The organism is Nonomuraea jiangxiensis, from assembly GCF_900099965.1.
GTDB classification, from domain to species: Bacteria; Actinomycetota; Actinomycetes; order Streptosporangiales; family Streptosporangiaceae; genus Nonomuraea; species Nonomuraea jiangxiensis.
In genome coordinates, this window is sequence record NZ_FNDJ01000038.1 from 63,697 (window position 1) to 87,743 (window position 24,047).

Sequence of the window (24,047 nt, forward strand, 5' to 3'; positions counted from 1 at the left end):
GTACAGCGGTCGAGCGCTGGCATAATTCCCTGTTACAGAGGAAACCTACTTAAGGACGGCGATGGCGGACGTTCGCGGCGGCGACCTGTCCAGGCTGCGGCAGCTCAACTCGCTGACCGCCATCCGGGCGCTACGCAAGGCGGGACCGCTCACCCTGTCGGCGCTCGCCGAGCGCGCCGGCCTGTCACGGCCGTCCATGAAGGAGGTCACCGACGAGCTCATGCGGCTGGGCTGGGTGGAGGAGGTGCCGCCGAGCCAGGGCACGATGGGCCGGCCCGCCCGCCGCTACCGCTTCCGCGCCGACAGCGGCCACTTGGTGGGCGTGGACATAGGGGGGCACAACATCCGCGCCGCCCTCTCCGACCTCGACGGGGAGATCCTCGCCGAGACCCGGCAGCCGGTGCGGCCCGACGCCCCGCTCGAGGAGCGCCTGGCGGCGATCGAGCGGGCCGTCGCGGGGTGTCTCGCGCTCAGCCGTACGACGGTGGCCGACGTGTGGATGATCTCCGTGGGCACCATCGGCGTGATCGACGTGGCCGGGCGGGTCATCTACTCGGCCGCCGTACCGGCCTGGCGGGATCTCGACCTGGCGGGCGAGCTGCGCCGGATGTTCCCCTGGCAGGTGCTGATCGAGAACGACAGCCGCCTGGCCGCCATGGCCGAGGCCCGGCGCGGTGTGGCCAGGGGCGCCAGGGACGTGGTGTTCCTGCACGTCGGCAGGCGGATGGGGGCCGGTCTGATCATCGGCGGCAAGGTGCACAGGGGCTTCGGCGCGGCCTCGGGGGAGATCGTCATGCTGCCGGAGGCCCGCTGGTTCAACGCCCCCGAGCACCTGCACACGTGCGCGTCCGTGCCCGCGGGCACCCCGCCGGAGGACGCGGCGGGCTACACGCTCGCGGCCGCCAGGAACGGCGACCCGGTCGCGATCGAGGCCGTCGAGCGGTACGTCGAGGACCTCGCGGTGGGCACGGCCGCCATGGTCCTCATCCTGGACCCGCAGATGGTGGTGCTCGGAGGCGGCTTCTCCCGCTCGGCCGACGTGCTGCTGGAGCCGCTGCGGGAGCGGCTGGAGGCCAGGTGCATGCGCATGCCGGAGATGCGCGCGTCCACGCTGGGCGACGAGTGTGTGGTCGTCGGGGCGATCGACTACGCCGTGAACCACCTGGACGACCAGCTCTTCACCACCGACAACGGCCCCCTCCCGCTCACCCGCTGACCGCCGCTCAGGAGTGGGCGCGGAGCCGGGCCCGGTAGTCGCGGGGCGGCAGGCCGTACTCCCGTCTGAAGGCCCGGCTGAAGTGGAACGGGCTGACGAACCCGGAGGCCGCCGCCACCTGGCCGATGTCCAGGTCGGTCACCTCCAGGAGGCCGGCCGCGTGGCGTACGCGTGCCTGGCGTACTGCCTGCATGGGCGGCCGGCCGGTCTCCGCGGCGAACAGGTGGGCGAAGCGGGAGGGCGAGAGCGCGACCGCGGCGGCGAGCGAGGCGACCGAGTGCGCGGCGCCGGGCTCGGCGGCGATGATCGCGAGCACCCGCCGGATCCGCTCGTCGCCCTCGTCGGAGCGCCCTTCGGGCCGTACGGAGGCGGTGGCCAGCACCAGCACCTCCTCCACGGCGCCCAGCACCAGCTCCCGCGCGGGCCCCTCCACGACCACGGCCGGCACCCGCACCTCAGCAGCCCCCGCCACCCGCCCTTCCCATGCCCCTCTCACCTCGGCGTACTTCACCACCCGCCCTCCTTCCACCCCTCTCACCTCGGCGGTCGTCGCCGCCCGCCCTTCGCCCGCGCCTCTCACCTCGGTCGGCGCGGCGCCCGGGACCCAGTGCGCGTCCTGGAGGGCCCGCTCGAAGGCCAGGTCGATGCGCTCGTGCACGGTCGCGGGCACCCCCGCCACCAGATGGCAGCCGTGGGAACGGGCATGCGGCGCCAGCCACGCCAGCCAGGCCGGGCGCGGCTGGAAGTGCACCCACCAGAAGCGCCACCGCCGCGCCCCCGGCAACACCCGATAGTGCTGCGCCACCCCCGACCCCAGCACCGCCAGATCCCCCGCCCTCACCTCGAAGGAAGCCTCGCCCTGCGCCACGTATCCGGCGCCCGCCTCCGTCCACAGCAGCAGCCAGCTCGGCGAGCCGCCCGGGCGCCGGGTGGCGTAGCCGGGGGCCTTGTCGTAGTGGCCCACGATCGTCAGCTCGGCAGCAGGAACGGACAGGTCCTCAGCGGTCACAGGCATACCCTTCCCCGATCCGCGTACCTAGCGTGGAATGCATGAGGCTCAACGACTTCCACGATCAGGGGTTCCTGCTGGTGCCCGCCCTCCTCGCCCAGGAGGAGGTGGCCGAGCTGCGCGACGAGTTCATGGCGCTGCACGCCCGGGGGCCGATCCCGGGCCACTTCGCGCCGCAGCCGCAGGAGCCGGGCCGGCCGTACGACATCCTGCGCGACTATCCCCGGATCATGCACCCGCACCAGGTGAACGACCTCGCCTTGCGTTATCTGCTCGACGCCCGCATCGGCGCGATACTCCTGGACCTTCTCGGCGAGGAGCCGATAGCAGCCCAGAGCATGTTCTACTTCAAGCCGCCGGGCGCCAGGGGGCAGGCGCTGCACCAGGACAACTTCTACCTCCGGGTGGAGCCGGGCACGTGCGTGGCCGCGTGGGTGGCGCTCGACCGGGTGGACCGGGCCAACGGCGGCCTGGAGGTCGTGCCGGGCACCCACCTGATGGACCTGTTCTGCCCGGAGGAGGCCGACCAGGACGTCTCGTTCACCACGGAGTACGTGCCGCCGCCACCCGGCCTCGAACGAGTGCCCGTGGACATGGACCCCGGGGACGTGCTGTTCTTCAACGGCAGCCTGGTCCACGGCTCGGAGCCGAACAGCACGGCCGACCGCTTCCGCCGCAGCTTCATCTGCCATTACGTGGGCCGCTCGGCGGAGCGCATCGCAGAGTTCTACCCGACCCTGACGATGTCGGGCGAGCCGGTGCGCCTGGAGCCCGCCGTGGGCGGCGGCCCCTGCGGCACCGAGCTCACGGGCCCACACTGACGGCCCGCACTGACGACCCCACAGACGACCCCCACTGACGGACCGCACCGGCCGGGATGCCCCTCAGCGCCCGGTCACGTCGGATGATCAGCCGCCGGACACGTCGGACTCGGCGTCCTTGGGCACCACGCAGTCCCAGGCGTCGTCCAGCCACCCGTCAGGGAGGTGCACCTTGGACCTCTCCCCCGACTTGCCCCGGGGCGTGTCCGTGTTGGGCGGCCAGGGCTGGTCGTGCTCCAGCTTGGCCAGCCCCTCCCGCAGCCCGTCGAGCGACTCGGCCGTGGCCAGCTCCCGCCGCAGCTCGCTCCCGACCGTGAACCCCTTCAGATACCACCCGACGTGCTTGCGGAAGTCGGCGATGGCGTATCGCTCGACGTCGAAGCACTCGGTCAGCCCCGCGGCGTGCCTGGCCATCGCCTCGGCCACCTCACCGAGCGTCGGCCGGGCCCGCTCGGGGCTGCCGTTGAACGCGTTTTCCAGGTCCCGGAACAACCACGGCCGCCCGAGACACCCGCGGCCGACGACCACGCCGTCACAGCCGGTCTGCCGCACCATGCGAAGGGCGTCGTCGGCGCACCAGATGTCGCCGTTGCCGAGCACGGGGATCTCGGGAACGGCCTCCTTGAGCCTGGCCACGGCCTCCCAGTCGGCCACGCCGCCGTAATGCTGCTTCGCCGTACGGGCGTGCAGCGCCACGGCCGCGATCCCCTCCTCGGCCGCGATCCGCCCGGCGTCCAGATAGGTCAGATGGTCGTCGTCGATGCCCTTGCGCATCTTGATCGTGACGGGCAGCGACCCCGCGTTCGCGACCGCCTGCCGCAGGATCCGCCGCAGCAGATTCCGCTTGTACGGCAGCGCGGACCCGCCCCCGCGCCTGGTCACCTTGGGAACCGGGCACCCGAAGTTGAGATCGACGTGGTCGGCCAGGTCCTCCTCGGCGATCATCCTGACCGCCCGGCCCACTATGTCGGGATCCACGCCGTACAGCTGGATGCTCCGCGGCGACTCCGACTCCGCGAACCTGATCATCCGCAGCGTCTTCGGATTGCGCTCGACCAGGCCGCGCGTCGTGATCATCTCGCACACGAACAGCCCGGCGCCCTGCTCCCGGCACAACACGCGGAACGGCGCGTTCGTGATCCCCGCCATCGGCGCGAGCACCACCGGCGGCCACACCCCAATCGGCCCAATCTTCACTCCCACAGTTGTAGCGCAGGTCAGGCCGCGACCGGTACTCGGCGATAGGCTGGAAGCGGCAGCTGCTGGGGAGGAGATGGATGCTACTTCGAGTGCGCGTGGCGCTGCCGGACCGGCCTGGTTCGCTGGCACAGGTCACCAAGGTCCTCGGCACGGCGGGGGCCGACATCACGCAGGTGACGGTCCTCGACCGGGGCGCGGGCATGGCCCTCGACGACATCACGGTCTTCTGCCCGGAAAGCTTGCCACGGGAGGACCTGCTCAAGAGCCTGCAGTGCGTCGAGGGCGTCACCGTCGAAGGCATCTGGACCACCCGCGAGGCCCCCGGCACCTACCCCGAGCTGGAGATCCTCAAATACATCACCACGGCCGGCGACAGGGCCCTGACGACCCTCATCGACTCGCTCCCCGTGCTCTTCAGCGCCGACTGGGCCGCCACCACCAGCGAGCAGGGCGTCCTCTACGCGAGCTGGCGCGCCCCGCAGCACCTGACCGTCCCGGAGAGCCTTCCGCAGCGCCCGACGGCCATGACCCTCGACGACGGCCTGCACATCATCCACGCCCCGCTACCGCCGCTGGCCCTGGGCCTGGTGCTGGCCCGCTCGGAAGGCCCCGCCTTCCACCGCATCGAGGTCCACCGCCTCGCCCGGATCCTGGAGATCTTCCTCAGCCTCCCCGCCACCGAGCGCAGCGTGGCCCGCCAGCTCCGCAAATAGCGTGCCGGGAGCATCCGCTCGGGAAAAGCGCTAGAGTTGTGGGGCAACGCGGAAGTGGCTCAGTGGTAGAGCATCACCTTGCCAAGGTGAGGGTCGCGGGTTCGAATCCCGTCTTCCGCTCGAAGTGATCTGGGCCCGGGTGGCGTGGCCGAGAGGCGAGGCAGCGGCCTGCAAAGCCGTCCACACGGGTTCAAATCCCGTCGCCACCTCCAAGGACGATTAGCTCAGCGGGAGAGCGCTTCCCTGACACGGAAGAGGTCACTGGTTCAATCCCAGTATCGTCCACCAGGCTCGACAGCGTTTGAAGCCCCAGCTCACGGCACACGCCGGGAGCCTGGGGCTTCTTGCTGCCCCAGGTTGATCATGGTCGTCAGCACCGGTGCTGAGGGCGTGTTTGAGAAGACCGTTCATGTTTGCGTGGCGGCGTGACGACGAGCGTCAGCGCCGGCAGGCAGGACGACCTCGTGATGCGGGGCTTGGTGAACTTGGCTGCGCTGACCGGTGTCCAAGCCGGCGTTGCAGATAGGGCATATGGGGCGGATCACCGGGCGCAGACTCGAGGACCGGCTGTCCCAAAACCGACGTCCGGTGGCCCTAGGTCGAATGTTGTATTCCTGCTGAGTGCGGGAAACAGGGATGATGCCCCAATGACGCGTTCCCCCTTCGATCTCGATGCCTTTCTCGCCCAGCCCCTCACGGCCCGCATCGCCACCAGCGGACCGACCGTGCGTCCAGTGTGGTACCTGTGGGAGGAAGGGGCTTTCTGGATCTTGACGGGGCCATGGGCGAAGCTCTTCCAGCGAGTCCGCAGCGACCCTGGCGTCGCTCTTGTGGTGGACAAATGCGATCTTGGTACAGGTCTTGTCCAGCAGGTCATCGTTCGCGGGCGAGCCGCACTCGTTCCCTTCGATGTGCCACGCGGGAGGCGCAAGCTGGCCCGCTACCTGGGCGATGACGAGTCCCGTTGGGACCGCCGCTTCGTGCGCTTTCTCTACGATGATCCCGGACAACGCGGCACGGCGTGGCTGAGGCTGACGCCCTCGTCCCTGATAGCCAAGGATCTGAGCTACCACACAACCCTTTAGTGAGTGCTAGAAGATCGTTGCGTCAGTCGCAGATGTAGCACGGTTGTCGTCGAGCGAGTCCTCCTCGGGTGAGGCGCCGGGCCATGCCGGCGATGGCCGCCCAGCGGATGATCGCTTCGGATACGGCGGGGTCGCGTCCGTAGTCACGAGCCAATCGGCGGCAGGCGGTCCGCCGGGCCAGCGTCCTCTCCACCACCCAACGGCGGGAGATGACGCCACACCGCGCTGGTCAGCCGGGCTTGCAGACAATCTCCAGGTGGTGCGCAGAGTGTCGCATGCCCAGTCCACCAACCGTCCCGCGAAGCCTTGGTCGGTGAAGACGTGCAGGAACGGGATGGTCAGGTACGCCGACAGCAGGGCGGTCTTGGCGCCGACTCGGTCCTGCCAACTGGCTGCCATCACGGCGACCGTGATGAGCGGGCCGCACCACGTACAAGATGGCGTTGATGATCTCGCGGCGGGGATGTTTCTCCGGTGCCTGGTCAGTCTCCGATGAATCCGCCAACGGCCATAACCGCTGTATCGGCCATACCCATAGCGGCACATTCCCTATCCAGAGAATCCATAACGGAAATGCGAGGACAAGGAAAGCTCCGACAATCTTGATGACCTCGATGTTCACCTTCAGCGGTCCACCCTTGAACACAGTATGACCATCAAGGACGATCATCGCTACGAGGTTTCCGAGGATACCGGCGCTTATAGCCGCAATAGCGATAAGGCCGACAAGCTCCCATGGCGACAGCGTGTCGAACAGGTTCGAGGGCGAAGTGACATCGGTTACGAGCCGATTCCATCCGCTTCCAAGGGCGTCCAGCTCTTCCGACAGGTTCGACCGTTCCGCGACCCAGTCCCTCGCAGGCTTGAACCACTGTGATGAGACGTTGTCGGAAATGAAAAACTGAAAGAGTGCGATCAGCCCGGATGCTACTGCCAGAACGTCAAGCAGCGTCCGGCGGAAAGTCCCCTTGTTGGCTCTTGCATCAAATGCCACCTCAGCCCCCCGCATCTCAAGGCGCCTGCCCTTTTTCAGACCGTCAATCGCATGAGGCGTGGCTTCAATTTTATAGCTCCTCAGGGATGATCGCCTGGCGCGGCGGCAGTGGGGCTGAAAGTTTCAGGGTTGATTGACAGCGGAAACGTTAGCGCTAACAATCGCGGCACTCCACGAAAACCCGTGACGGGGGAGATCGCCGTGCGATGTTAGCGCTATCAAGGAGTCCGACGATGTTCCGAAGAACCCCGGCCGCCCTGGCGCTCCCGCTCACTGCCCCGGGAACGGGACCCGCCTCGGCAGCCACCCTGCTACACCAACCCCATCAAGTCGCAGAAGGGCGCCGACCCCTGGCTGCGGTACCAGGACGGCAACTACTACCTGATCACCACGAGCTTCACGAACACCCTGGTCATGCGGAAATCCCCGACGCTCGGCGGGTTGCCCACGGCTCCGAGCGTCCAGGTCTGGCAGGACACCACCACCGCTCGGGGCGCCAACTTCTGGGCGCCGGAGCTGCATCCCTTCAACGGCCGCTGGTACATCTACTACTCCGGCGGGCGGGTGGACGCCGCCTGCTGCGACAGCCAGCGCACCCACGTGCTGGAGAGTCCGGGTGACGACCCGCTCGGGCCCTACACGTACCGGAGCATGCTCACCGGGTCGAACCTCACCCCGGGCGGCCGGCTGATCGACGCCAGCCCGATGACCCCGAACGGGACCCTTTACCTGCTCGGCAGCGGGTTCGTCGCGGGCAGTGCGCAGAGCCTGGTGATCGCGCCGATGAGCAACCCGTACACGATCAGCGGGAGCATCTTCAGCCGCATCTCCAGCCCTACCCTGAGCTGGGAGACGCAGGGCGGCCGGTGGCGCTGCAGCGGGACGGGCGGACGTTCGTGATCTATTCGGCTAGCGCCTGCTGGGGGCCCGACTACAAGCTCGAGCAACTCACCTACAACGGCGGAAACCCGCTCAGCGCATCGTCGTGGGTGAAGCGGCCGACGCCGGTGTTCCAGCGCTCGGGCAACGTGTACGGCCCCGGCCACAACGGCTTCTTCACCTCCCCGAACGGCGCCGAGAGCTGGATCATCTACCACGCCGGCGGCGGCTGCGACAACAACCGCAACAGCGGCAAGTGCCTGGAGGTGGCGGGCGGGGCCACCGCGGACGGGACGAACATCAGGCAGTGGACCTGCAGCGGCGGCGCCGGCCAGCGCTGGCGGGTGGAGGAACAGGCCGACGACACCAGCAGGCTCGTGAACGTGGCCACCGGCAAGGTCGCCGACGTGGCCGACTGCGGTACCGCCGACGTACGCCAGAGCTGGCTCAATAGCACCTGCCAGCAGTGGTTCATCCGACCGGTCTGAAGGAGGCCAGCATGTGGAAACGAGCTCTCGGCGGCGTCCTGGCCGCCTTGACGGTGCTCCTCGTCACGGCGGCCGCGGCCGCGTACCCGAACCCGCTGCCCGTCTCGGGGAGCATCTTCGTGCACGATCCCACCGTCGTGACCCGGCCGAACGGCGGCTATCTGCTCGCCCACACCGGCGACAACATCGCGCTCAAGACCTCCGCCAACCGCACGTCCTGGAGCAACGCCGGCGTGGTCTTCCCCTCCGGGGCGCCCTGGACGCGTACGTACACCGGCGGCGCCGCCAACCTGTGGGCGCCGGACCTGTCCTACCGCAACGGGCGGTACTACCTGTACTACTCCGCCTCCACCTTCGGCTCGAACACCTCCGCGATCTTCCTCGCGACCAGCACGACCGGTGCGCAGGGGTCGTGGACGAACCAGGGACTGGTGATCAGTACGAACTCGTCGAGCTCGTACAACGCGATCGACCCCAACCTGGTCGTGGACGACCAGGGCCGGTGGTGGCTGAGCTTCGGCTCGTTCTGGACCGGGCTCAAGCTCATCTCGCTCAACCCGGGTACGGGCCTGCGCTCCGGCACCGCGATCTACGACCTGGCCCGCCGCGGCGGCGGCACCACCGCGATCGAGGCGCCGGTCATCGTCAAGCGCGGCTCCTACTACTACCTGTACGTCTCCTGGGACGCCTGCTGCCGGGGGGCGGCGAGCACGTACCGGGTCATGGTGGGCCGCTCGACCAGCGTCACCGGGCCGTACCGGGACCGCGACGGCACCGCGATGACCTCCGGCGGCGGCACGGAGATCCTCGCCGGGCACGGGAGCCTCCACGGTCCGGGGCACCAGGCGGTGCTGTCCGAGGCGGACGGAGACCGGCTCTTCTACCACTACTACGGTGACGATGGCCGCTCGCGGCTGGGCATCAACAACCTCGGGTTTGACTCCGCGGGCTGGCCGTACCTCTACTGAGACAGTTGATCCGCGCGCTCGTCCCCGCAGCCTGTTAGCGTTACCGCCAAGGGGGTGGGCCACGGTGAAAGCCAGGAACGGGCGGCCTGCGGTGCTCATGGACGTCGCCGTGCTCGCCGGAGTCTCGGCCATGACGGTTTCGCGCGTGCTCAACGCCCCCGACATGGTGCGTGCCGAGACCCGGGCCCGGGTCATGGCGGCCGTCAAGGAGCTCGACTACCGGCCCAACCAGGCCGCCCGCCAGCTGGTCACCGGCCGCTCCGGCGTGCTCGGCGTGGTCAGCATCGACACCACCCTCTACGGCCCGGCCTCCACTCTCTACTGCATCGAGCAGGCCGCCCGGCACGCCGGCTACAACGTCAGCATCGCGAGCCTCAGCTCGCTCAACCGCACCTCGATGGAGGAGGGCGTGCAGCGGCTGCGCGCCCAGGCGGTCGACGGCGTGATCATCGTGGCGCCGCACGAGTCCGCCGCCGACGGGCTGCGGCACCTGCCGCCCGAGATGCCGGTGGTGGCGGTCGACGCCGGCGACGACATCCCGGTGCCGGTGGCCAAGGTGGACCAGCGGGTCGGCGCCGCCCGGGTGACCGAGCACCTGCTCGGGCTCGGCCACGGGACCGTGTGGCACGTGGCGGGGCCGGCCGACTGGCTCGACGCCAACGGGCGCATCGAGGGCTGGCGCGGCGTGCTGGAGTCCGCGGACCGGCCGGTGCCCGAGGTGCTGCGCGGCGACTGGAGCTCGCGCTCCGGCTACCAGCTCGGCCGCCGTCTGGCCCAGGACGCGGAGGTCACGGCGGTGTTCGTGGCCAACGACCAGATGGCGTTAGGCGTGCTGCGGGCGCTGCGCGAGGCGGGGCGGCGGGTGCCGGAGGACGTGAGCGTGGCGGGGTTCGACGACATCCCCGAGTCCGCCTACTTCTGGCCGCCGCTGACGACCGTGCGGCAGGACTTCGGGGAGGTCGGCAGGTACGCCTTCCACCTGCTGCTGGACCGGATGGCGGGCGCCGAGCCGGAGTCGCGGCGGCTGGTCGAGCCGGAGCTGATCGTCCGCGAGAGCACCGGCCCGGCGACGCCCCACGCCTGAGCCCCCCACCCCTGAACGTCCCATCCCTGAGCCCCCACCCTGAACGCCCCATCCCTGAGCGCCTCACGCCCTGATTGCGCCGCTCAGGCGCCCGGGGCCTGAGAGCGCCCGGGCCTGAGAGCATCGGGGCCTGAGCGCATCGGGTCCCGGGGATCAGGCGAGTCTGATCACGTTCCAGGAGACCGGCGGCAGCAGGACGCGCGCCGGGTCGTGCTCGACGTCGGCGTTGGGCCGGGGCTTGATCCGGTCGGGGTCGTCGGCCGTGTTGCGCGCGTACACGTCGGGGTCCGTCAGGGTGGTCGCCTCGACGATCCGGGTGCCGCCGCCGAGCCCCCGGGCGTCGATCTCCAGCGAGAGCGGCCGGTCGGCCGAGCGGTTGACGGCGAACAGCGTGGTCCCCTCCTCCCCGTGCGTGGCCACCGCGTGCAGCAGCGGCACCTCGCCGAACTCTGCCGTCTCGTACGTGGGCGCGTCCGGCTCCACCCGCAGCACGTGGCCCGCCGCGTACCGGGATGCCTGCGCGAACGGATGGAAGGTCGTCTGCCGCCAGGCCCGCCCGCCGGGCTCGGTCATGATGGGCGCGATCACGTTCACCAGTTGGGCCAGCGAGGCGGCGGTCACCCGGTCGCTGTTGCGCAGCAGCGTGATCAGCAGGCCGCCGAAGGCCACCGCGTCGGCCAGGTGGTAGTGGTCCTCCAGCAGCGGGGGCGCGACTGGCCAGCCCTCCGGCTTCGGGGCGGCCTGGAAGCGGGAGAGGTACCAGACGTTCCACTCGTCGAAGGAGAGGTCGATCCGTTTGCGCGACTTCAGCCGGGCGCCGACGTGGTCGGCGGTGGCGGTGACCGAGGAGATGAAGTACTCCATGTCGGTCGAGCAGGCCAGGAAGCTGCCGAGGTCGCCGTCCTTCTCCTCGTAGTAGGCGTGGCAGGAGATGTAGTCGACCACGTCGTACGTCTCCTCCAGCACCGTGGCCTCCCACGCGCCGAAGGTCGGCATGCTGGAGCCGGAGCTGCCGCAGGCCACCAGCTCCAGCGTCGGGTCCATGGTCCGCATGGCGCGGGCGGTCTCGGCGGCGAGCCGGCCGTACTCGCGGGCGGTCTTGTGGCCGGTCTGCCAGGGGCCGTCCATCTCGTTGCCCAGGCACCACATCCTGATCCCGTGCGGCTCCTTGGCGCCGTTGGCGGCGCGCAGGTCGGACAGCGCGGTTCCGGACGGGTGGTTGCTGTATTCGAGCAGGTCGAGGGCCTCGGCGATGCCGCGGGTGCCGAGGTTGAGCGCCATCATGGGCTCCACACCCGCCTTGCGGCACCAGCGGACGAACTCGTCCACCCCCACCTCGTTCGTCTCGGTGCTGTGCCAGGCCAGGTCGAGCCGGCGGGGCCGCCGGTCACGCGGGCCGATGCCGTCCTCCCACCGGTAACCGGAGACGAAGTTGCCGCCCGGGTAGCGGACGGTGGTCACCCCCAGCTCCCTGGTCAGGTCGAGTACGTCGCCACGGAAGCCGTCGTCGTCGGCCGTCGGGTGGTCCGGCTCGTAGATGCCCGTGTAGACGCAGCGGCCGAGGTGTTCGACGAACGTGCCGAAGGTGCGCCGGTGCACCGGTGCCACCTTGAACGCGGGATCGAGGGTGATTCTGGCCTGATGCACGGAGGGAGCTCCTGGTTCTCGGGCATTACGTGATCAAGATTGTTAGCGTTATCAGCCGACCGGGTCAAGGGGCCGGAACACCCTGAAGGCGGTTGCCCACAGGGCCTTGACACGCCGGGTGTTACCGCTAACACTCGGGTAACCCCGGAGAACGCCGGGGTCAGCGCGGCCACCGCGACCCGGACGGCCCGCCCCTTTCGCCTCCGCCGGAGGCCCTGTTCCCGGCTGCCCCGACTCCCCCGCCCTCAGTGACGACCCGGCCGAGCGACAGCCCGGCAGGAAGGGGCCACTGTGCAAGCTCCCCCCGATCTCTCCCGCCGGCGGCTCCTCGGCGGCGGCCTCACCCTCGTCGGCGCCGCCGCCACCGGGTGCGCCATCCCCGTCGGTTTGGGCTCCTCCCGGACGCGCATCCGGTACTGGCACTTCCTGGGCGCCAGCGACGGCATCGTCATGAAACAGATGGTCGAGGGGTTCGCCAAGGACAGCCCGGACCTCTTCGTCGAGGAGAACGTGCTCCAGTGGGGTGAGCCGTACTACACCAAGATCGCCATGGCGGGAGCGGGCGGCCGCTCGCCCGACCTGGCCGCCTTCCATCTGGCGCGGCTGGCCGGGATCGGCGCGGGACGCATCCTGGACCCCATCAACGTACGGCTGCTGGAGGAGAGCGGCCTGCGCGCCGCCGACTTCAGCCCGCCGATCTGGGAGCGCGCACACCTGGACGGCGTGCTCTACGCGATCCCGTTCGACGCCCACCCGATGGTGCAGTACTACAACACGGAGATCTGCGGCCGGGCGGGACTGCTCGGCCCGGACGGCAAGCTGCTGCCCACCAACGGCCCCGACGAGCTGGTGGCCGCGCTGCGCAAGGCCAAGGACGCGATGGGCGGCGAGGCGCCGCTCACCTACGACGCCCTCGGCCTGGGCACGGTCGGCCCCTGGCGCGTGTGGTGGTCACTCTATTCGCAGAGCGGCGGCACACTGGTGTCGGACGACGCCACCCGGATCACCATCGACGACGCCAAGGCGCTGGAGGCGCTGCGGTTCATGAGCATGCTGGGGCGCGAAGGGCTCTGCGACACCCGCTCGGACTACGGCGCCTCGGTGGCCCGCTTCACCAACGGCCAGGTGGCCTTCCTGTGGAACGGCGACTGGGAGATCACCGGGCTCAAGGAGCGCGGGACGCCGTTCAACATGACCCGCTTCCCCAGCGTCTTCGGCACCGGGGCCGCGCAGGCCGACTGCCACTCGTTCGTGCTGCCGCACCAGCGCGACCGCGATCCGGAGATCGAGCGGGCCACCTACCGGTTCATCGCCTACCTCATCAAGAACAGCGCCGACTGGGCGGTGGCCGGGCACGTGCCCGCGTACCTGCCCGCCCTGGAGCTGCCCGAATACCTGGCGCTGCAGCCGCAGTCGGAGTACCGCTCGGTCATCACCGACGTCGCGCTCGATCCCCAGGTGTGGTTCGCCGGCTCGGCCTCGCGGTTGTGGATCGAGTTCGGCGACGCGTTCGCGCCGGTCATCGGCGGGACGCGCACCCCGGAGGAGGGGCTGGCCACGGCCAAGGCCGCGCTCGGCCGGCTGCTGTCCGCCCCGATCCCCTTCCCCGACCAGGAGGGCTGATGACGACCACCGTCGCGCCCCGCCCGACCGCCGCCCCCGCCACCGAGGCCAAGGTCCGGCGCCGCTGGACGCAGCACGGGCTGCTGTTCGTCGCGCCCTTCCTGGTGATCTACGTGGCCTTCCTGGTCTGGCCGACCCTGCTCGGCTTCCGGATGAGCCTGTCGAGCGTCAACATCGCCGGCACCAACGACCACCTCGTCGGGTTCGCCAACTACGCCGAGGCGTTCGGCGACCCCCGGATGTGGCGCTCGCTCTGGAACACGCTGGTGTTCACCGTGCTGAGCACGGTCCCGCTGGTGCTGCTCGGGCTCGCGTTCGCGCTGCTGGTGCACCATCTGCGGTTCATGCAGTGGTTGTGGCGGCTGTCGTTCTTCGGGCCGTTCCTGCTGCCGTCCGCCGTGGTGGCGATCCTGTGGCTGCAGATGATCTACCCGCCCGGCTACGGCCTGCTCAACGGCACGCTGGGCACCGACGTACTCTGGCTGGGCGACCCCTCGGTGGCCATGTGGTCAATGGTGCTGACGACGGTCTGGTGGACGGTGGGCTTCAACTTCCTGCTGTACCTGGCCGCGCTGCAGTCGATCCCCCAGCACCTGTACGAGGCCGCCGCCATCGACGGCGCCTCCTCCTGGAGCAAGCTGCGCTCGATCACGCTGCCGCTGCTCCGCAGGACCACCGCGCTCATCGTGGTGCTGCAACTGGTGGCCTCGCTGAAGGTCTTCGACCAGATCTACCTGATGACCAGCGGCGGCCCCCAGGACGCCACCCGGCCGATCATCGAGTACGCCTACGACGTCGGCTTCACCGGTTACCGCATCGGCTATGCGTCGGCTATCTCGTACATCCTGTTCGTCCTGATCGTCATCGTCTCCCTGGTGCAGCTCCGGCTGTTCCGCAAGCGGGCGGAGGGCCTGTCATGACCAAGCGGTTCAGCCTCGGCCAGCTCGTCATGCTGGTGGTCGCGCTGGTGCTGGCGGCCATCTGGCTGGCGCCCATCGCCTGGGCGGTGGCCACCTCGCTCAAGCCCGAGAGCGAGACGACCGTCATTCCCCTCCAGTGGTTCGGCAGCGAGATCACCTTCGACTCCTACGCGCTGGTGCTGGAGACCGGGGGGATCGTCAAGTGGGCGATCAACTCGACGGTGACCGCCGTGATCGTGACCTTCCTGACCGTGCTGTTCTCGGCGATGGCGGCCTACGGGTTCGCGCGCACGCGGTTCCGGGGGCAGCGGGCGCTGCTCGCGCTGATCCTGGCCGGGATCATGGTGCCGCCGCACGTGCTGATCGCGCCGCTGTTCGCGGAGATGGTCGCGCTCGGGCTGGTGGACACCTGGTGGGCGATCATCCTGCCGCAGGTGGCCGCGCCGCTGATCGTGTACATCCTCTTCAAGTTCTTCCAGGACGTGCCGCCTGAGCTGGAGCAGGCGGCGTTCGTGGACGGGGCCGGGCGGTGGCGGGTGTTCTTCACGATCGTGCTGCCGCTGTCGCGGCCGGTGCTGGCGGCCGTGTCGATCTTCACGTTCATCACCACCTGGAACAACTTCCTCTGGCCGTTCCTGGTGTCCACCGACCCGAACACGATGACGTTGCCGGTGGGGCTGGCGAACGTCGTGCAGGGCACGTTCGGGTTGCGGTACGCGCAGATCATGGCCTCGGTCGTGCTCGCCGGGCTGCCGCTGCTCGTGGTGTTCGTGATGTTCCAGCGGCAGATCATCCGCGGCGTGGCGCACACCGGCCTCGCCGGGCAGTGAGTCAGCCGGCCTCGTCGTGGATCAGCAGCATGAACGTGCGAGCGTAGGACAGGCCGGAGGCGGGCCGGGGCCAGGGCAGCTCGGCCAGGACCCGGGAGCCCGGCTCGTGGTAGGCGCCGTCGACCCGGATCTCGGCCGTCTCGCCGCCCTCGCCGCCACCGAAGAACGCCTTGACGCCGATCAGGCGCTCCCGCTCGAACGTGCCCTTCAGCGCCGGGGCCAGGTGCGGGAGCAGCACGTGGTCCACGGCCCAGCGCTGCACGACGTCGTGGTCGTCGCCGGTGCCCCATCCGATGATGCCGCCGTGGACGGCGTGCCAGCCGGGGAAACCGGCGGGATCGTCGGGCGGGAAGTGGCCGGCGTGGGTGCCGTCCTGGGCGAGGAGTTCCAGCAGCGCGCTGCCGGTGGTGCCGAGCCACATCTCGACGGCCCGGCCGACGGCCTCCTCGACGGTGCCGCCGTAGCCGGAGACGCAGTCACTGATCGTGGTCTCCTCGGGGAGGTCGACGTTGAGCACGAAGTGGAGGTCGAGGTGGGCGGCGCTGCCGGTGTGGTCCTCGCCGAGCATGACCGCGAGCGTGCCGGGGCCCTTCGCCATGCCGTCGCGGACCTCCCACGGCCGGCCCATGACCGCGCTCAGCCGCTCCGCGACCAGGCCCAGCACCACGTCGTCCGCCAAGCGCGTCTCGTCCATCGCAACCCTTCGGCTGTCGTCGGCAGGCCACGGGTCAGGCTAGCGCTTTTGATCATCGACCGTCACGGGCGCGCGGCCCTCGCCGTTGCCCATTGCCAGGGAATCACCAGGAAGGGCCGGTAGTCTCCGTCCGCATGAACTGGCAGCGCGAAACGAACAATGCGCTGGTCAGGTTCACCGGATTCCCGATCGGACGGGTTCGGGAGGAGCCGCCTCCCCCTCCGGTCCCCGAGATCAGACCGCCCGCGGATCCGCAAACCGACCGGCTGCCCGAAGCATCCCTCCTGTCGCCCGTACGGGGGGACGTCACGTGAGAATCCGTTACCTCATGCTGGACGCTTATGGCGGCGGCGGCACCGTCCGCACGGTCGTGAGCCAGGCGAACGCGATGGCGGCGGCGGGGCACCGCGTGGAGCTGGTCAGCCTGGTACGGCGGCGCGAGACGCCGCAGTTCGCACCTGACCCGAGGGTCACCGTCACCACGCTGGTGGACCAGCGCGGAGGCCGGCAGCCGGACTCGGCCGGGCGCCGGGCCTGGCGCCGGATCCGCGGGAACGTGGTGCCGCGCGGGGAGTTCGCGGCCGGCCACTTCACCGAGCGGGTCGAGCGGGCCGCGCTGGACTACGTCTCCGGACTGCGTGACGGCATCCTGGTCACCACCCGGCCCGCGCTGAACCTGATCTCCGCCCGCCGTACCCCCGGCTCGGTCGTCAGGGTCGCCCAGGAGCACATGAACCTGACGGCCTATCCCGAGAGCATCCGCAACGAGATCGCCCGCCACTACGGGCGGCTCGACGCGATCACGGTGCTGACGCGGACGAACCGGCTCGAATACCAGCGGCTGCTGCCCGGCACCCCGATCGTGCAGCTCCCGAACGCCGTTCACCGGGTCGAGCGGGAACGTTCCCAGCAGGTCAATCCCGTCGTGGTGGCGGCCGGGCGGCTGGTGCCGCAGAAGGGGTTCGACCTGCTCATCCAGGCGTTCGCGCAGGTGGTGCCTGAGCATCCGGACTGGCGGCTGCGCATCTTCGGCACCGGTCCGCGCGGGACCGAGCTCGCCGGGCTCGTCGAGCAGTACGGGCTGGGCGGGCACGTGACGTTGCCCGGGCGTACCGAGCGGCTGGACAAGGAGCTGGCCGACGCCTCCGTGTACGCGCTGAGCTCCCGCTTCGAGGGCCTGCCCATGGTGATGATCGAGGCCATGACGCACGCGCTGCCCGTGGTCGCCTTCGACTGCCCGACGGGGCCGGGGGACGTGCTGACGGACGGCGTGGACGGGGTGCTCGTACCGCCCCGGGACGTCGACGCGCTGGCCGCCACGCTGAAGCGGGTCATCGCCGACCGCGACCTGCGGCTCAGCCTGGGGACGGCGGCGGCCAAGACGGCGCTGTCGTACGGGGCGGACCAGGTGATGCCGCGGTGGGAGAAGCTGTTCGAGATGCTGTCGAGGGGGGAGCGCGTGATCGACGGCTTCTGAACCCGCCTTCGGCGGCCAAATTTCGTAATTTCTGGCTATAACACCAAAAGATCTACGTTGTCGTATTCGCCGTAGAAATCGGGGTTTTCGCGGCTTTTGTCATGAAATGTCAGGCATTTCGTCAAAAGTAGTGCAAGACGCGCGGCAGCCTGAGCGCATGCGTAACCGGAAAGCTCGTCTCGCCACCATGGCAGGCGCTGTTGCCCTGGTCACAGGGCTCGCCGTGCCGGCCTATGCACAGGTGCCCACCCAGACCACCGCCTCCACGGTCGCCTCCACAGCCGCCGCGCCCAGAGTGCATGGACGCGCCGCCTACCTGATGGACGCCTCGTCCGGCCAGGTTCTGTACAGCAAGAACGCCACCGAACGGATGCCCGTCGCCAGCCTCACCAAGACCATGACGGCATATGTCGTCCTGAAAACCGCCAAGCCCACCGACCTGGTCCGGATCCGCGCCGCGGACGTCGACTACGCGGTGAACGGCGGCGGCACCACCGCCGACCTGCGGCCCGGCGACCGCATCCCGGTCGGCGAGCTCCTGTACGGCCTGCTGCTGCCCTCCGGCGCCGACGCCGCCCACGCCCTGGCCCGCACGTACGGCCCCGGCGTCAAGGGCTTCGTGGCCAAGATGAACCAGACGGCCCGCAGTCTCGGCATGAACGACACCCAGTACGTCAACGCCGACGGCCTGCCCACTCCGGACGGCGACGGCTACTCCACCGCCAAGGACCAGTCCGTCCTGGCCACCGCGGCGCTGAAGAACCCGCTGATCAAGGCCGCGACCAGCGCCCAGGACCACTCGCTGGACGCCAACGGTGATCACCGCTCGTACGACTGGCACAGCACCAACCACCTGCTCGGCGACCCCGGCGTGATCGGGCTCAAGACCGGCTACACCCGGGCGGCCGGCTACTGCCTGGCCTACGCCGCCGACCAGGACGGGCACCGCCTGATCGGGGTGCTGCTGGGCGAGTCGGACTCCAGCCGCCGCTTCTCAACAGCCGAGTCCCTCCTCTCCTGGGGTCAAACCCGCCTCGCCGCCTGACCCGGCCACACACCCCACCCAACCGACCAAGCGGGACCACCCACCCACCCCCCGACCCCGCCCCTCCCCACGACCCCACCGCCCGCATAGCCCACGGCCTGCATTGCCCCACCGGCACCACTCCCAAAGGCCCCACACGCCCACATCCCCACGCACGGCCCCACCGCCCACAGGCCCAACGCCCACCCGGTCCACGGCCCATCGCCCACATGACCCCACCCGTCCAGACGGCCCCAGGGTCCGCGCGACCCGACCACCCGCAGGACCACCCCACGGCCCCCGCTTGGCCGCATCACCACACCCCAGCCGGACGGGGCACCTCGCCCCATCCGGCCGCACACCACCAGCCCCCACCGGGCGCAGGCGTCCGCTGGCCAGCGGCGCGCAGATGGTGACAACGGACCCAGCCCCCACCCGGGCGCAGGAGTCCGGGGGCGTGGGAGATCGCTCGCCAGTTGACGCACGGCCCCATCCCGGGCGCAGGAGGCGGACTGACGCCGGGCGTGCGGTGCTCGGCGGGGGTGAGCCCGGCCAATGTGGCGCCTGATGGTGTGAAACCCGGACGTGCGCCGTTCGACAGCCGTGGATGCGGCCGGGGACCAGAGGCCATGGACGGTGTTGATCCTTTGGGTTAGTTTGCCCGACATGAGGCTTCGAATCGCGTTGAGTGCGCTGTCAGCGGCCGTCGTGCTCGGTGCGCCGCTTCCCGCCCACGCCGCCCCGCACACGCTCGGCTGGAACCTCAAGCCGACCGGGGTGACGGCGCGCCTGCGCGGCCTGTCGCCGGTGAGCCGCGACGTCGTGTGGGCCTCGGGCTCGGCGGGCACAGTGCTACGGACCGTGGACGGCGGGCGTACCTGGCAGAACGTGTCCCCGCCCGGCACGACCGCGCTCGAGTTCCGCGACATCGAGGCGTTCGACTCGCGCCGGGCCGTGGCACTGTCCATCGGCGCGGGTACGGACTCCCGCGTCTACCGGACCAGCGACGGCGGGCGTACGTGGACGGAGACGTTCAGGAACGACGAGCCGCGGGCGTTCTACGACTGCATGGCCTTCTTCGACCCCCGGCACGGGCTGGCCATGAGCGACCCCGTGGACGGCAAATTCCGCATCCTGGCGACGGAGGACGGCGGGCGGAGCTGGCGGGTGCTGCCGTCCGCCGGCATGCCGCAGGCCCTGCCGGGCGAGGCCGGGTTCGCGGCGAGCGGGCAGTGCCTGGTCACGGCGGGCGGGCAGGACGTGTGGCTGGCCGCCGGCGGGGCCGAGCGGTCCCGGGTGTTCCACTCGGGCGATCGCGGGCGTACGTGGACCGTGGCCGACACGCCGATCCCCGCCGGCGACCCGGCCCGGGGCGTCTTCGCGCTGGCCTTCCGCGACCGGCACCGGGGCATCGCGGTCGGCGGCGACTACCGGCCCGAGCAGCAGTCACCCGTCGCCGGGGCGGTGACCAGGAACGGCGGGGCCTCCTGGGCCGCCGCCGCCACGCCGCCTCCCGCGTACCGGTCGGGGGTGACCTGGCTGCCGTACCTGCCGTTCGCGGCCGTGGCGGTGGGGCCGTCCGGGAGCGATGTGACGTACTCGGGCGGGAGGACCTGGGAGACGTTCGACGGCGGCTCGTTCGACACGGTGTCGTGCGCGCCGGACCGGTCGTGCTGGGCGTCGGGCGAGCAGGGCCGCGTCGCCAGGCTGACCATCAGGTGATCCGGCAGGTAATCCGGCCGCACATGTGACGGTCCCGGCTGACGCCGCGCCGCCGTCTTCCCGCACGGTGCACGATCACCCTCGTGGGCGGGTGCGCGGTCAGCGGACGCCGCGGGGGCGGAACTGGATGCTGATGCGGGGGCCCGTCGGGCGGGAGGTCTTCGGGATGGCGTGCTCCCAGGTGCGCTGGCAGCTTCCGCCCATCACGATCAGGTCGCCGTGGCCCAGCTCGTGGCGGAGCGAGTGGCCGCCACCGCGGGGTCTCAGGAGGAGGGGGCGCGGGCAGCCGACGGAGATGATGGCGACCATGGTGTCCTCCGTGCCGCCCCGGCCGATCGTGTCGCCGTGCCAGGCCACGCTGTCGCGGCCGTCGCGGTAGAAGCAGAGGCCGGCCGTGCGGAACGGCTCGCCCAGCTCCTCCTCGTAGTGGGCGTTGAGGGCGCGCCTGGCCTCTTCGAGGATCGGATGGGGCAGGGGGTCGTCCTCGTCGTAGAACTTCAGGAGCCGGGGGACGTCGACCACCCGGTCGTACATCCGCCGGCGCTCCGCCTGCCAGGGGACCGACTCCGCCAGCCGCTCGTAGAGCTGGTCGGCACCCGTCAGCCAGCCGGGGCGCAGGTCGAACCACGCGCCACGACTGAGCTTCGTCCTACGGACCGTGGCACCGAGTGGGCCGACCCTGAGCTCTTCGTCAAGATCGAGCAGAGATGCTTGGAAAATCGGTCCCATGGCATCGAGTCTATGCCATAGTTCAAACAGATATTCGACTGCATTGGGGGTCGCATTCCGCACGCGGGTCGTGCCAGGCTTGCAGTCGCCGGAAACGAGTGGCGTCGCCTCTCAGACCGCGCCGCGAGGCGAAGAGGCCACCCCCCGCTTCGTCACACGAAGGAGCACATGCATGCTCACCACCGATTACCTTCCGGGCACACCCTGCTGGCTGGACGTCAACAGCCCTGATGTGGCGGCCTCCACCGCGTTCTACACCGGGCTGTTCGGGTGGGAGTCCGTCTCGCTGGGCCCCGCGAACAACGACTACCGCTTCTGCCAGGTCGGCGGGAGAACGGTCGCCGGCATCGGCAAGGCCACCGGGAACAACCCGGCCCGGCCCTGGACGATCTACTTCCACACGCCCGACGCCGACGCCATCACCAAGACGATCGAGCAGGCGGGCGGCAAGGTCCTGGCGGCGCCGTTCGACATCGTGGGGCAGGGCCGGATGGCCATGTTCGCCGATCCGGCAGGGGCCATGTTCGCGGTGTGGCAGCCGGGGGCGACCCAAGGGCTCGGCCTGGTCACGGACCCGGGCTCGCTGAGCTGGGTCGAGCTCTACTCCCCCGACCCCGCCGGCATCCGCTCCTTCTACGGAGCGGTCTTCGGCTGGCGTGTCGAGGAGATGCCGATGGGTGACATGCCCTACCCCGTCATCTCTCCCGCCGAGGGCGGCGAGTCGTCGGCCATGGGCGGGATCTGCCAGGCCGAGACCGGGGACGGCGCACACTGGCTGCCGTACTTCGAGGTGTCCGACTGCGACGCCACGATGACCCAGGCGCAACGTCTCGGCGGCACCGTGCAGTCTCCGGCGATGGCGGTGGAAGAGGTCGGCCGCATGGGCGTCCTCGTCGACCCCTTCGGCGCCCGGTTCGCGGTCCTCACCAGCTCGACCTAGGGCGACGTTCTCGTACGGGCTCGTCCCGTGCGAACGGAAGACGGTCGGCCTGCGCGGCACGCAGTCCGCACAGACCGACCGTCATCCCGAGCCCAGAGCGCTTTCCCAGCTCAGGGGCTACCTGCGAGTTCCTCATTCCCCCGGCCGAGGGCCCCTAACATCGGGCCGCGTTCTCCTGTAACGTCTCAGTGGTGTTATCCCGTTACATGGTGGGCGCCGTCGCCGCCCGTACCGGCGACGAGATGTCCGGTCCCGCCCTCCTGGTGACCGGGCTGGCCGTCACCGGGTCCCCTGTGACGGCGTCGTGGCTGCTGGCCGGCCTGACCGTCTCGGCCGCCGTCGGCGGGCCGCTGCTCGGGGTGCTGCTGGACCGCGTCCGGCGGCCGGGGCGGGCCCTCGCCTGGTGCCTGGCCGGCTACGCGGGCGGGCTGCTCCTGGTCGTCCACGCGCTGGGGAGGGTGCCCGCGGGGGCCGTGATCGCGGTGGCCGTCGCGACGGGCCTGCTGGGTCCCGCGCTCACCGGGGGCTGGACCGCGCAACTGCCCCTGGCCGCCGGTGGTCCCGAGCGGCTGGCCAGGGCCAACGCGCTCGACTCGATGAGCTACAACGTGGCGGGGCTGGCCGGTCCCGCCGTGGTGGGCGTGGTCGCGGCCATGAGCGGCGGCATGACGGCGACGCTGGTGTGCGTCGCGCTGCTGACCGCCGCCCTGCCGATCGCCTGGACCCTGCCCGCACACGAACGCCCCGAGCGTGGCACCCCTCGGCTTGGCGCATCCGTGCTCGACAGCGGTGGTCGCGGGACGTCCATCCGGGGGGAGTTGGCCGAGGGGTTCGGGGCGATTGTGCGGAATCGGGCGTTGCGGCGGGCGACGGCCGGGTCCATGGTGTCGTGTTGCGGGCTGGCCATGCTGGTCGTGTCGGCGCCCGTCCTCGCCGCCGAGCTCACCGGCGAGGCCGGCCACGGCGCGCTGCTCCTGGCCGTCACCGCCGCGTGCGGCCTGGCGGCCAACGCGCTGATGGCACGGCGGGACCGGCCCTGGGACGTGGTGCTCGGGTGGGCGACGGCGGTGCTCGGGGTGGGGATGGCGCTGGCGGCCCTCGCGGGGAGCTTCTGGATCGCCGTGGTCGCGGCCGCCGTGGCGGGGGCCGGCGAGGGGCCGCAGCTCACTGCCCTGTTCGCGGTACGCCACCGCGAAGCGCCCGCCCGCCTTCGCAGCCAGGTGTTCACCACGGGAGCCAGCCTGAAGATCACCTCGTTCGCCCTCGGGTCCGCGGTGAGCGGTCCGCTGGCGGCGTACTCGGCCGGGTGGGCCCTGCTGGCCGGCGCGGCACTGCAGGCCGCGGCGCTGGCGGTGCTGGCGCCGTGGCGGCGATGAGCGTGGTCAGCCCGCCAGGCCGGAGGAGGTGCGTGAGCGGTGGGCGGCGACGCGTTCGCGGGTGGCGCAGCGCGTGCTGCAGTAGCGGCGCGGGCTGCCGCCGCCGAAGTCCAGGTATGGCCGCCCGCAACTCCCCGAGGCGCACAACCCGCCGGGGACCCGCTGATAGTCGGCGAGCAGCACGGCCAGCGCCAGCGCCGACGACACCAGGAACCACTCGCCCCACGGCGCGTCGTCCCCGCTGTCGACGTGCAGGTGCCAGCTCGTCGTGCCCTCGTGGCTGGTCAGTCTGGGTGCCTTGGCCGTGCCGGAGAGCAACTGGTTGAGCAGGGCCGCGGCTTCGTCGGGGGTCGCCGCGCCGAGCACCTCGCGCAGCCGCGCCGCCGCCGCCCGCATGGCGGTCACGTCCGCCGCGCCGAGCTCGATCTTTCCGACCTCGCCGTGCTCGCGCAGGACACGCGTCACCGACTCGATCGACGGCTGCTCGTGCAGCAGCACCACGCACAGGGCGACCGCCCTGGCCGCCATCGCCTTGGTCGAGTGAGCCTCCACGCGAGAAGCGTATGCCCGGACGCGGGAGCCGCGACGCCGACTTCCGCAGTCCGGCA

At 70.5% G+C, this 24,047-nt stretch carries 23 protein-coding genes and 3 tRNA genes; 19 read left to right on the plus strand and 7 right to left on the minus strand.

What is annotated here, in order from left to right; translation table 11 throughout:
* Positions 1-61 precede the first annotated feature (61 nt).
* Entirely contained in the window at positions 62-1,216 is a 1,155-nt protein-coding gene (locus BLS95_RS48205) for an ROK family transcriptional regulator (protein WP_090946349.1), read from the plus strand.
* Positions 1,217-1,223: 7 nt separating this feature from the next.
* Here the strand turns inward: BLS95_RS48205 and BLS95_RS48210 are convergent, their stop codons facing one another.
* Complete coding sequence (locus BLS95_RS48210; RefSeq protein ID WP_218136358.1) at positions 1,224-2,225, minus strand: helix-turn-helix domain-containing protein; 1,002 nt, start codon at positions 2,223-2,225, stop codon at positions 1,224-1,226.
* A 41-nt stretch (positions 2,226-2,266) separates the two neighbouring features.
* Here BLS95_RS48210 and BLS95_RS48215 point away from each other — a divergent pair, with 41 nt between their 5' ends.
* On the plus strand, positions 2,267-3,046 hold the full coding sequence (locus BLS95_RS48215; RefSeq protein ID WP_090946350.1) for a phytanoyl-CoA dioxygenase family protein: 780 nt from the start codon (positions 2,267-2,269) through the stop codon (positions 3,044-3,046).
* A gap of 87 nt (positions 3,047-3,133) precedes the next feature.
* On the opposite strand, the gene dusB is transcribed toward BLS95_RS48215, so the two are convergent.
* Positions 3,134-4,243: a tRNA dihydrouridine synthase DusB gene (gene dusB / locus BLS95_RS48220; protein WP_245765729.1), complete on the minus strand. Its 1,110-nt coding sequence runs from the start codon at positions 4,241-4,243 to the stop codon at positions 3,134-3,136.
* 80 nt (positions 4,244-4,323) lie between these two features.
* Between dusB and BLS95_RS48225 the strand changes: the two genes are divergently transcribed.
* The 5 genes from BLS95_RS48225 to BLS95_RS48245 all read left to right on the plus strand — a co-directional run bounded on the left by BLS95_RS48225 (position 4,324) and on the right by BLS95_RS48245 (position 6,044).
* Entirely contained in the window at positions 4,324-4,959 is a 636-nt protein-coding gene (locus tag BLS95_RS48225) for an ACT domain-containing protein (protein WP_218136359.1), read from the plus strand.
* Between the two features lie 48 nt (positions 4,960-5,007).
* Positions 5,008-5,079 (plus strand) — tRNA-Gly (locus BLS95_RS48230).
* Positions 5,080-5,097: 18 nt separating this feature from the next.
* Positions 5,098-5,171: transfer RNA gene (locus BLS95_RS48235), tRNA-Cys, on the plus strand.
* A gap of 1 nt (position 5,172) precedes the next feature.
* Positions 5,173-5,247: transfer RNA gene (locus tag BLS95_RS48240), tRNA-Val, on the plus strand.
* Between the two features lie 359 nt (positions 5,248-5,606).
* Positions 5,607-6,044 (plus strand): pyridoxamine 5'-phosphate oxidase family protein, encoded by a 438-nt coding sequence (locus BLS95_RS48245; protein WP_090946352.1) that lies wholly within the window; start codon positions 5,607-5,609, stop codon positions 6,042-6,044.
* Between the two features lie 229 nt (positions 6,045-6,273).
* Here BLS95_RS48245 and BLS95_RS55080 read toward each other — a convergent pair whose 3' ends face one another.
* Entirely contained in the window at positions 6,274-7,038 is a 765-nt protein-coding gene (locus BLS95_RS55080) for a hypothetical protein (RefSeq protein ID WP_143044217.1), read from the minus strand.
* Between the two features lie 324 nt (positions 7,039-7,362).
* Here BLS95_RS55080 and BLS95_RS57325 point away from each other — a divergent pair, with 324 nt between their 5' ends.
* The 4 genes from BLS95_RS57325 (at position 7,363) to BLS95_RS48265 (ending at position 10,457) form a co-directional block, all read left to right on the plus strand.
* Positions 7,363-7,938: a family 43 glycosylhydrolase gene (locus BLS95_RS57325; protein ID WP_281250132.1), complete on the plus strand. Its 576-nt coding sequence runs from the start codon at positions 7,363-7,365 to the stop codon at positions 7,936-7,938.
* Positions 7,905-8,405 (plus strand): RICIN domain-containing protein, encoded by a 501-nt coding sequence (locus BLS95_RS59425; RefSeq protein ID WP_218136360.1) that lies wholly within the window; start codon positions 7,905-7,907, stop codon positions 8,403-8,405. Before BLS95_RS57325 ends, BLS95_RS59425 begins: the two co-directional genes overlap by 34 nt.
* Positions 8,406-8,416: 11 nt before the next feature.
* Positions 8,417-9,373: an arabinan endo-1,5-alpha-L-arabinosidase gene (locus tag BLS95_RS48260; protein ID WP_090946354.1), complete on the plus strand. Its 957-nt coding sequence runs from the start codon at positions 8,417-8,419 to the stop codon at positions 9,371-9,373.
* A 64-nt stretch (positions 9,374-9,437) separates the two neighbouring features.
* The gene (locus tag BLS95_RS48265) at positions 9,438-10,457 is read left to right on the plus strand and encodes a LacI family DNA-binding transcriptional regulator (protein ID WP_425434798.1); all 1,020 of its coding nucleotides are present in this window, start codon (positions 9,438-9,440) and stop codon (positions 10,455-10,457) included.
* Between the two features lie 153 nt (positions 10,458-10,610).
* On the opposite strand, the gene arfA is transcribed toward BLS95_RS48265, so the two are convergent.
* A complete protein-coding gene (gene arfA / locus BLS95_RS48270) occupies positions 10,611-12,104 on the minus strand; it encodes an arabinosylfuranosidase ArfA (RefSeq protein ID WP_090946355.1) in 1,494 nt (497 codons plus the stop codon).
* Between the two features lie 291 nt (positions 12,105-12,395).
* On the opposite strand from arfA, the gene BLS95_RS48275 reads away from it, so the two are divergent.
* The 3 genes from BLS95_RS48275 to BLS95_RS48285 are packed head-to-tail and all read left to right on the plus strand — an operon-like array spanning position 12,396 to position 15,477.
* The gene (locus BLS95_RS48275) at positions 12,396-13,727 is read left to right on the plus strand and encodes an extracellular solute-binding protein (RefSeq protein ID WP_090946356.1); all 1,332 of its coding nucleotides are present in this window, start codon (positions 12,396-12,398) and stop codon (positions 13,725-13,727) included.
* The gene (locus BLS95_RS48280; RefSeq protein ID WP_090946357.1) at positions 13,727-14,647 is read left to right on the plus strand and encodes a carbohydrate ABC transporter permease; all 921 of its coding nucleotides are present in this window, start codon (positions 13,727-13,729) and stop codon (positions 14,645-14,647) included. Before BLS95_RS48275 ends, BLS95_RS48280 begins: the two co-directional genes overlap by 1 nt.
* Positions 14,644-15,477, plus strand: coding sequence for a carbohydrate ABC transporter permease (locus BLS95_RS48285; protein ID WP_090946358.1), 834 nt, complete (start codon positions 14,644-14,646; stop codon positions 15,475-15,477). The genes BLS95_RS48280 and BLS95_RS48285 overlap by 4 nt, the downstream gene beginning before the upstream one ends.
* A 1-nt stretch (position 15,478) precedes the next feature.
* On the opposite strand, the gene BLS95_RS48290 is transcribed toward BLS95_RS48285, so the two are convergent.
* Positions 15,479-16,171, minus strand: a complete 693-nt coding sequence (locus BLS95_RS48290; RefSeq protein WP_090946359.1) for a DUF6348 family protein — start codon at positions 16,169-16,171, stop codon at positions 15,479-15,481.
* Positions 16,172-16,481: 310 nt separating this feature from the next.
* Here BLS95_RS48290 and BLS95_RS48295 point away from each other — a divergent pair, with 310 nt between their 5' ends.
* The 3 genes from BLS95_RS48295 (at position 16,482) to BLS95_RS48305 (ending at position 20,394) form a co-directional block, all read left to right on the plus strand.
* Positions 16,482-17,648 carry a glycosyltransferase family 4 protein gene (locus BLS95_RS48295; RefSeq protein WP_090946360.1) on the plus strand — a complete coding sequence of 389 codons (1,167 nt, stop codon included), beginning with the start codon at positions 16,482-16,484 and terminating at the stop codon, positions 17,646-17,648.
* A gap of 187 nt (positions 17,649-17,835) precedes the next feature.
* A complete protein-coding gene (locus BLS95_RS48300; RefSeq protein WP_245765730.1) occupies positions 17,836-18,693 on the plus strand; it encodes a D-alanyl-D-alanine carboxypeptidase family protein in 858 nt (285 codons plus the stop codon).
* A gap of 645 nt (positions 18,694-19,338) precedes the next feature.
* Entirely contained in the window at positions 19,339-20,394 is a 1,056-nt protein-coding gene (locus BLS95_RS48305; RefSeq protein WP_090946362.1) for a WD40/YVTN/BNR-like repeat-containing protein, read from the plus strand.
* Positions 20,395-20,493: 99 nt separating this feature from the next.
* On the opposite strand, the gene BLS95_RS48310 is transcribed toward BLS95_RS48305, so the two are convergent.
* A complete protein-coding gene (locus tag BLS95_RS48310) occupies positions 20,494-21,123 on the minus strand; it encodes an alpha-ketoglutarate-dependent dioxygenase AlkB (RefSeq protein ID WP_090946363.1) in 630 nt (209 codons plus the stop codon).
* Between the two features lie 172 nt (positions 21,124-21,295).
* Here BLS95_RS48310 and BLS95_RS48315 point away from each other — a divergent pair, with 172 nt between their 5' ends.
* The gene (locus BLS95_RS48315) at positions 21,296-22,063 is read left to right on the plus strand and encodes a VOC family protein (protein ID WP_090946364.1); all 768 of its coding nucleotides are present in this window, start codon (positions 21,296-21,298) and stop codon (positions 22,061-22,063) included.
* A 191-nt stretch (positions 22,064-22,254) separates the two neighbouring features.
* Positions 22,255-23,439, plus strand: coding sequence for an MFS transporter (locus BLS95_RS48320; RefSeq protein WP_218136361.1), 1,185 nt, complete (start codon positions 22,255-22,257; stop codon positions 23,437-23,439).
* 6 nt (positions 23,440-23,445) lie between these two features.
* On the opposite strand, the gene BLS95_RS48325 is transcribed toward BLS95_RS48320, so the two are convergent.
* Complete coding sequence (locus BLS95_RS48325) at positions 23,446-23,991, minus strand: CGNR zinc finger domain-containing protein (protein ID WP_245765731.1); 546 nt, start codon at positions 23,989-23,991, stop codon at positions 23,446-23,448.
* Positions 23,992-24,047 lie beyond the last annotated feature (56 nt).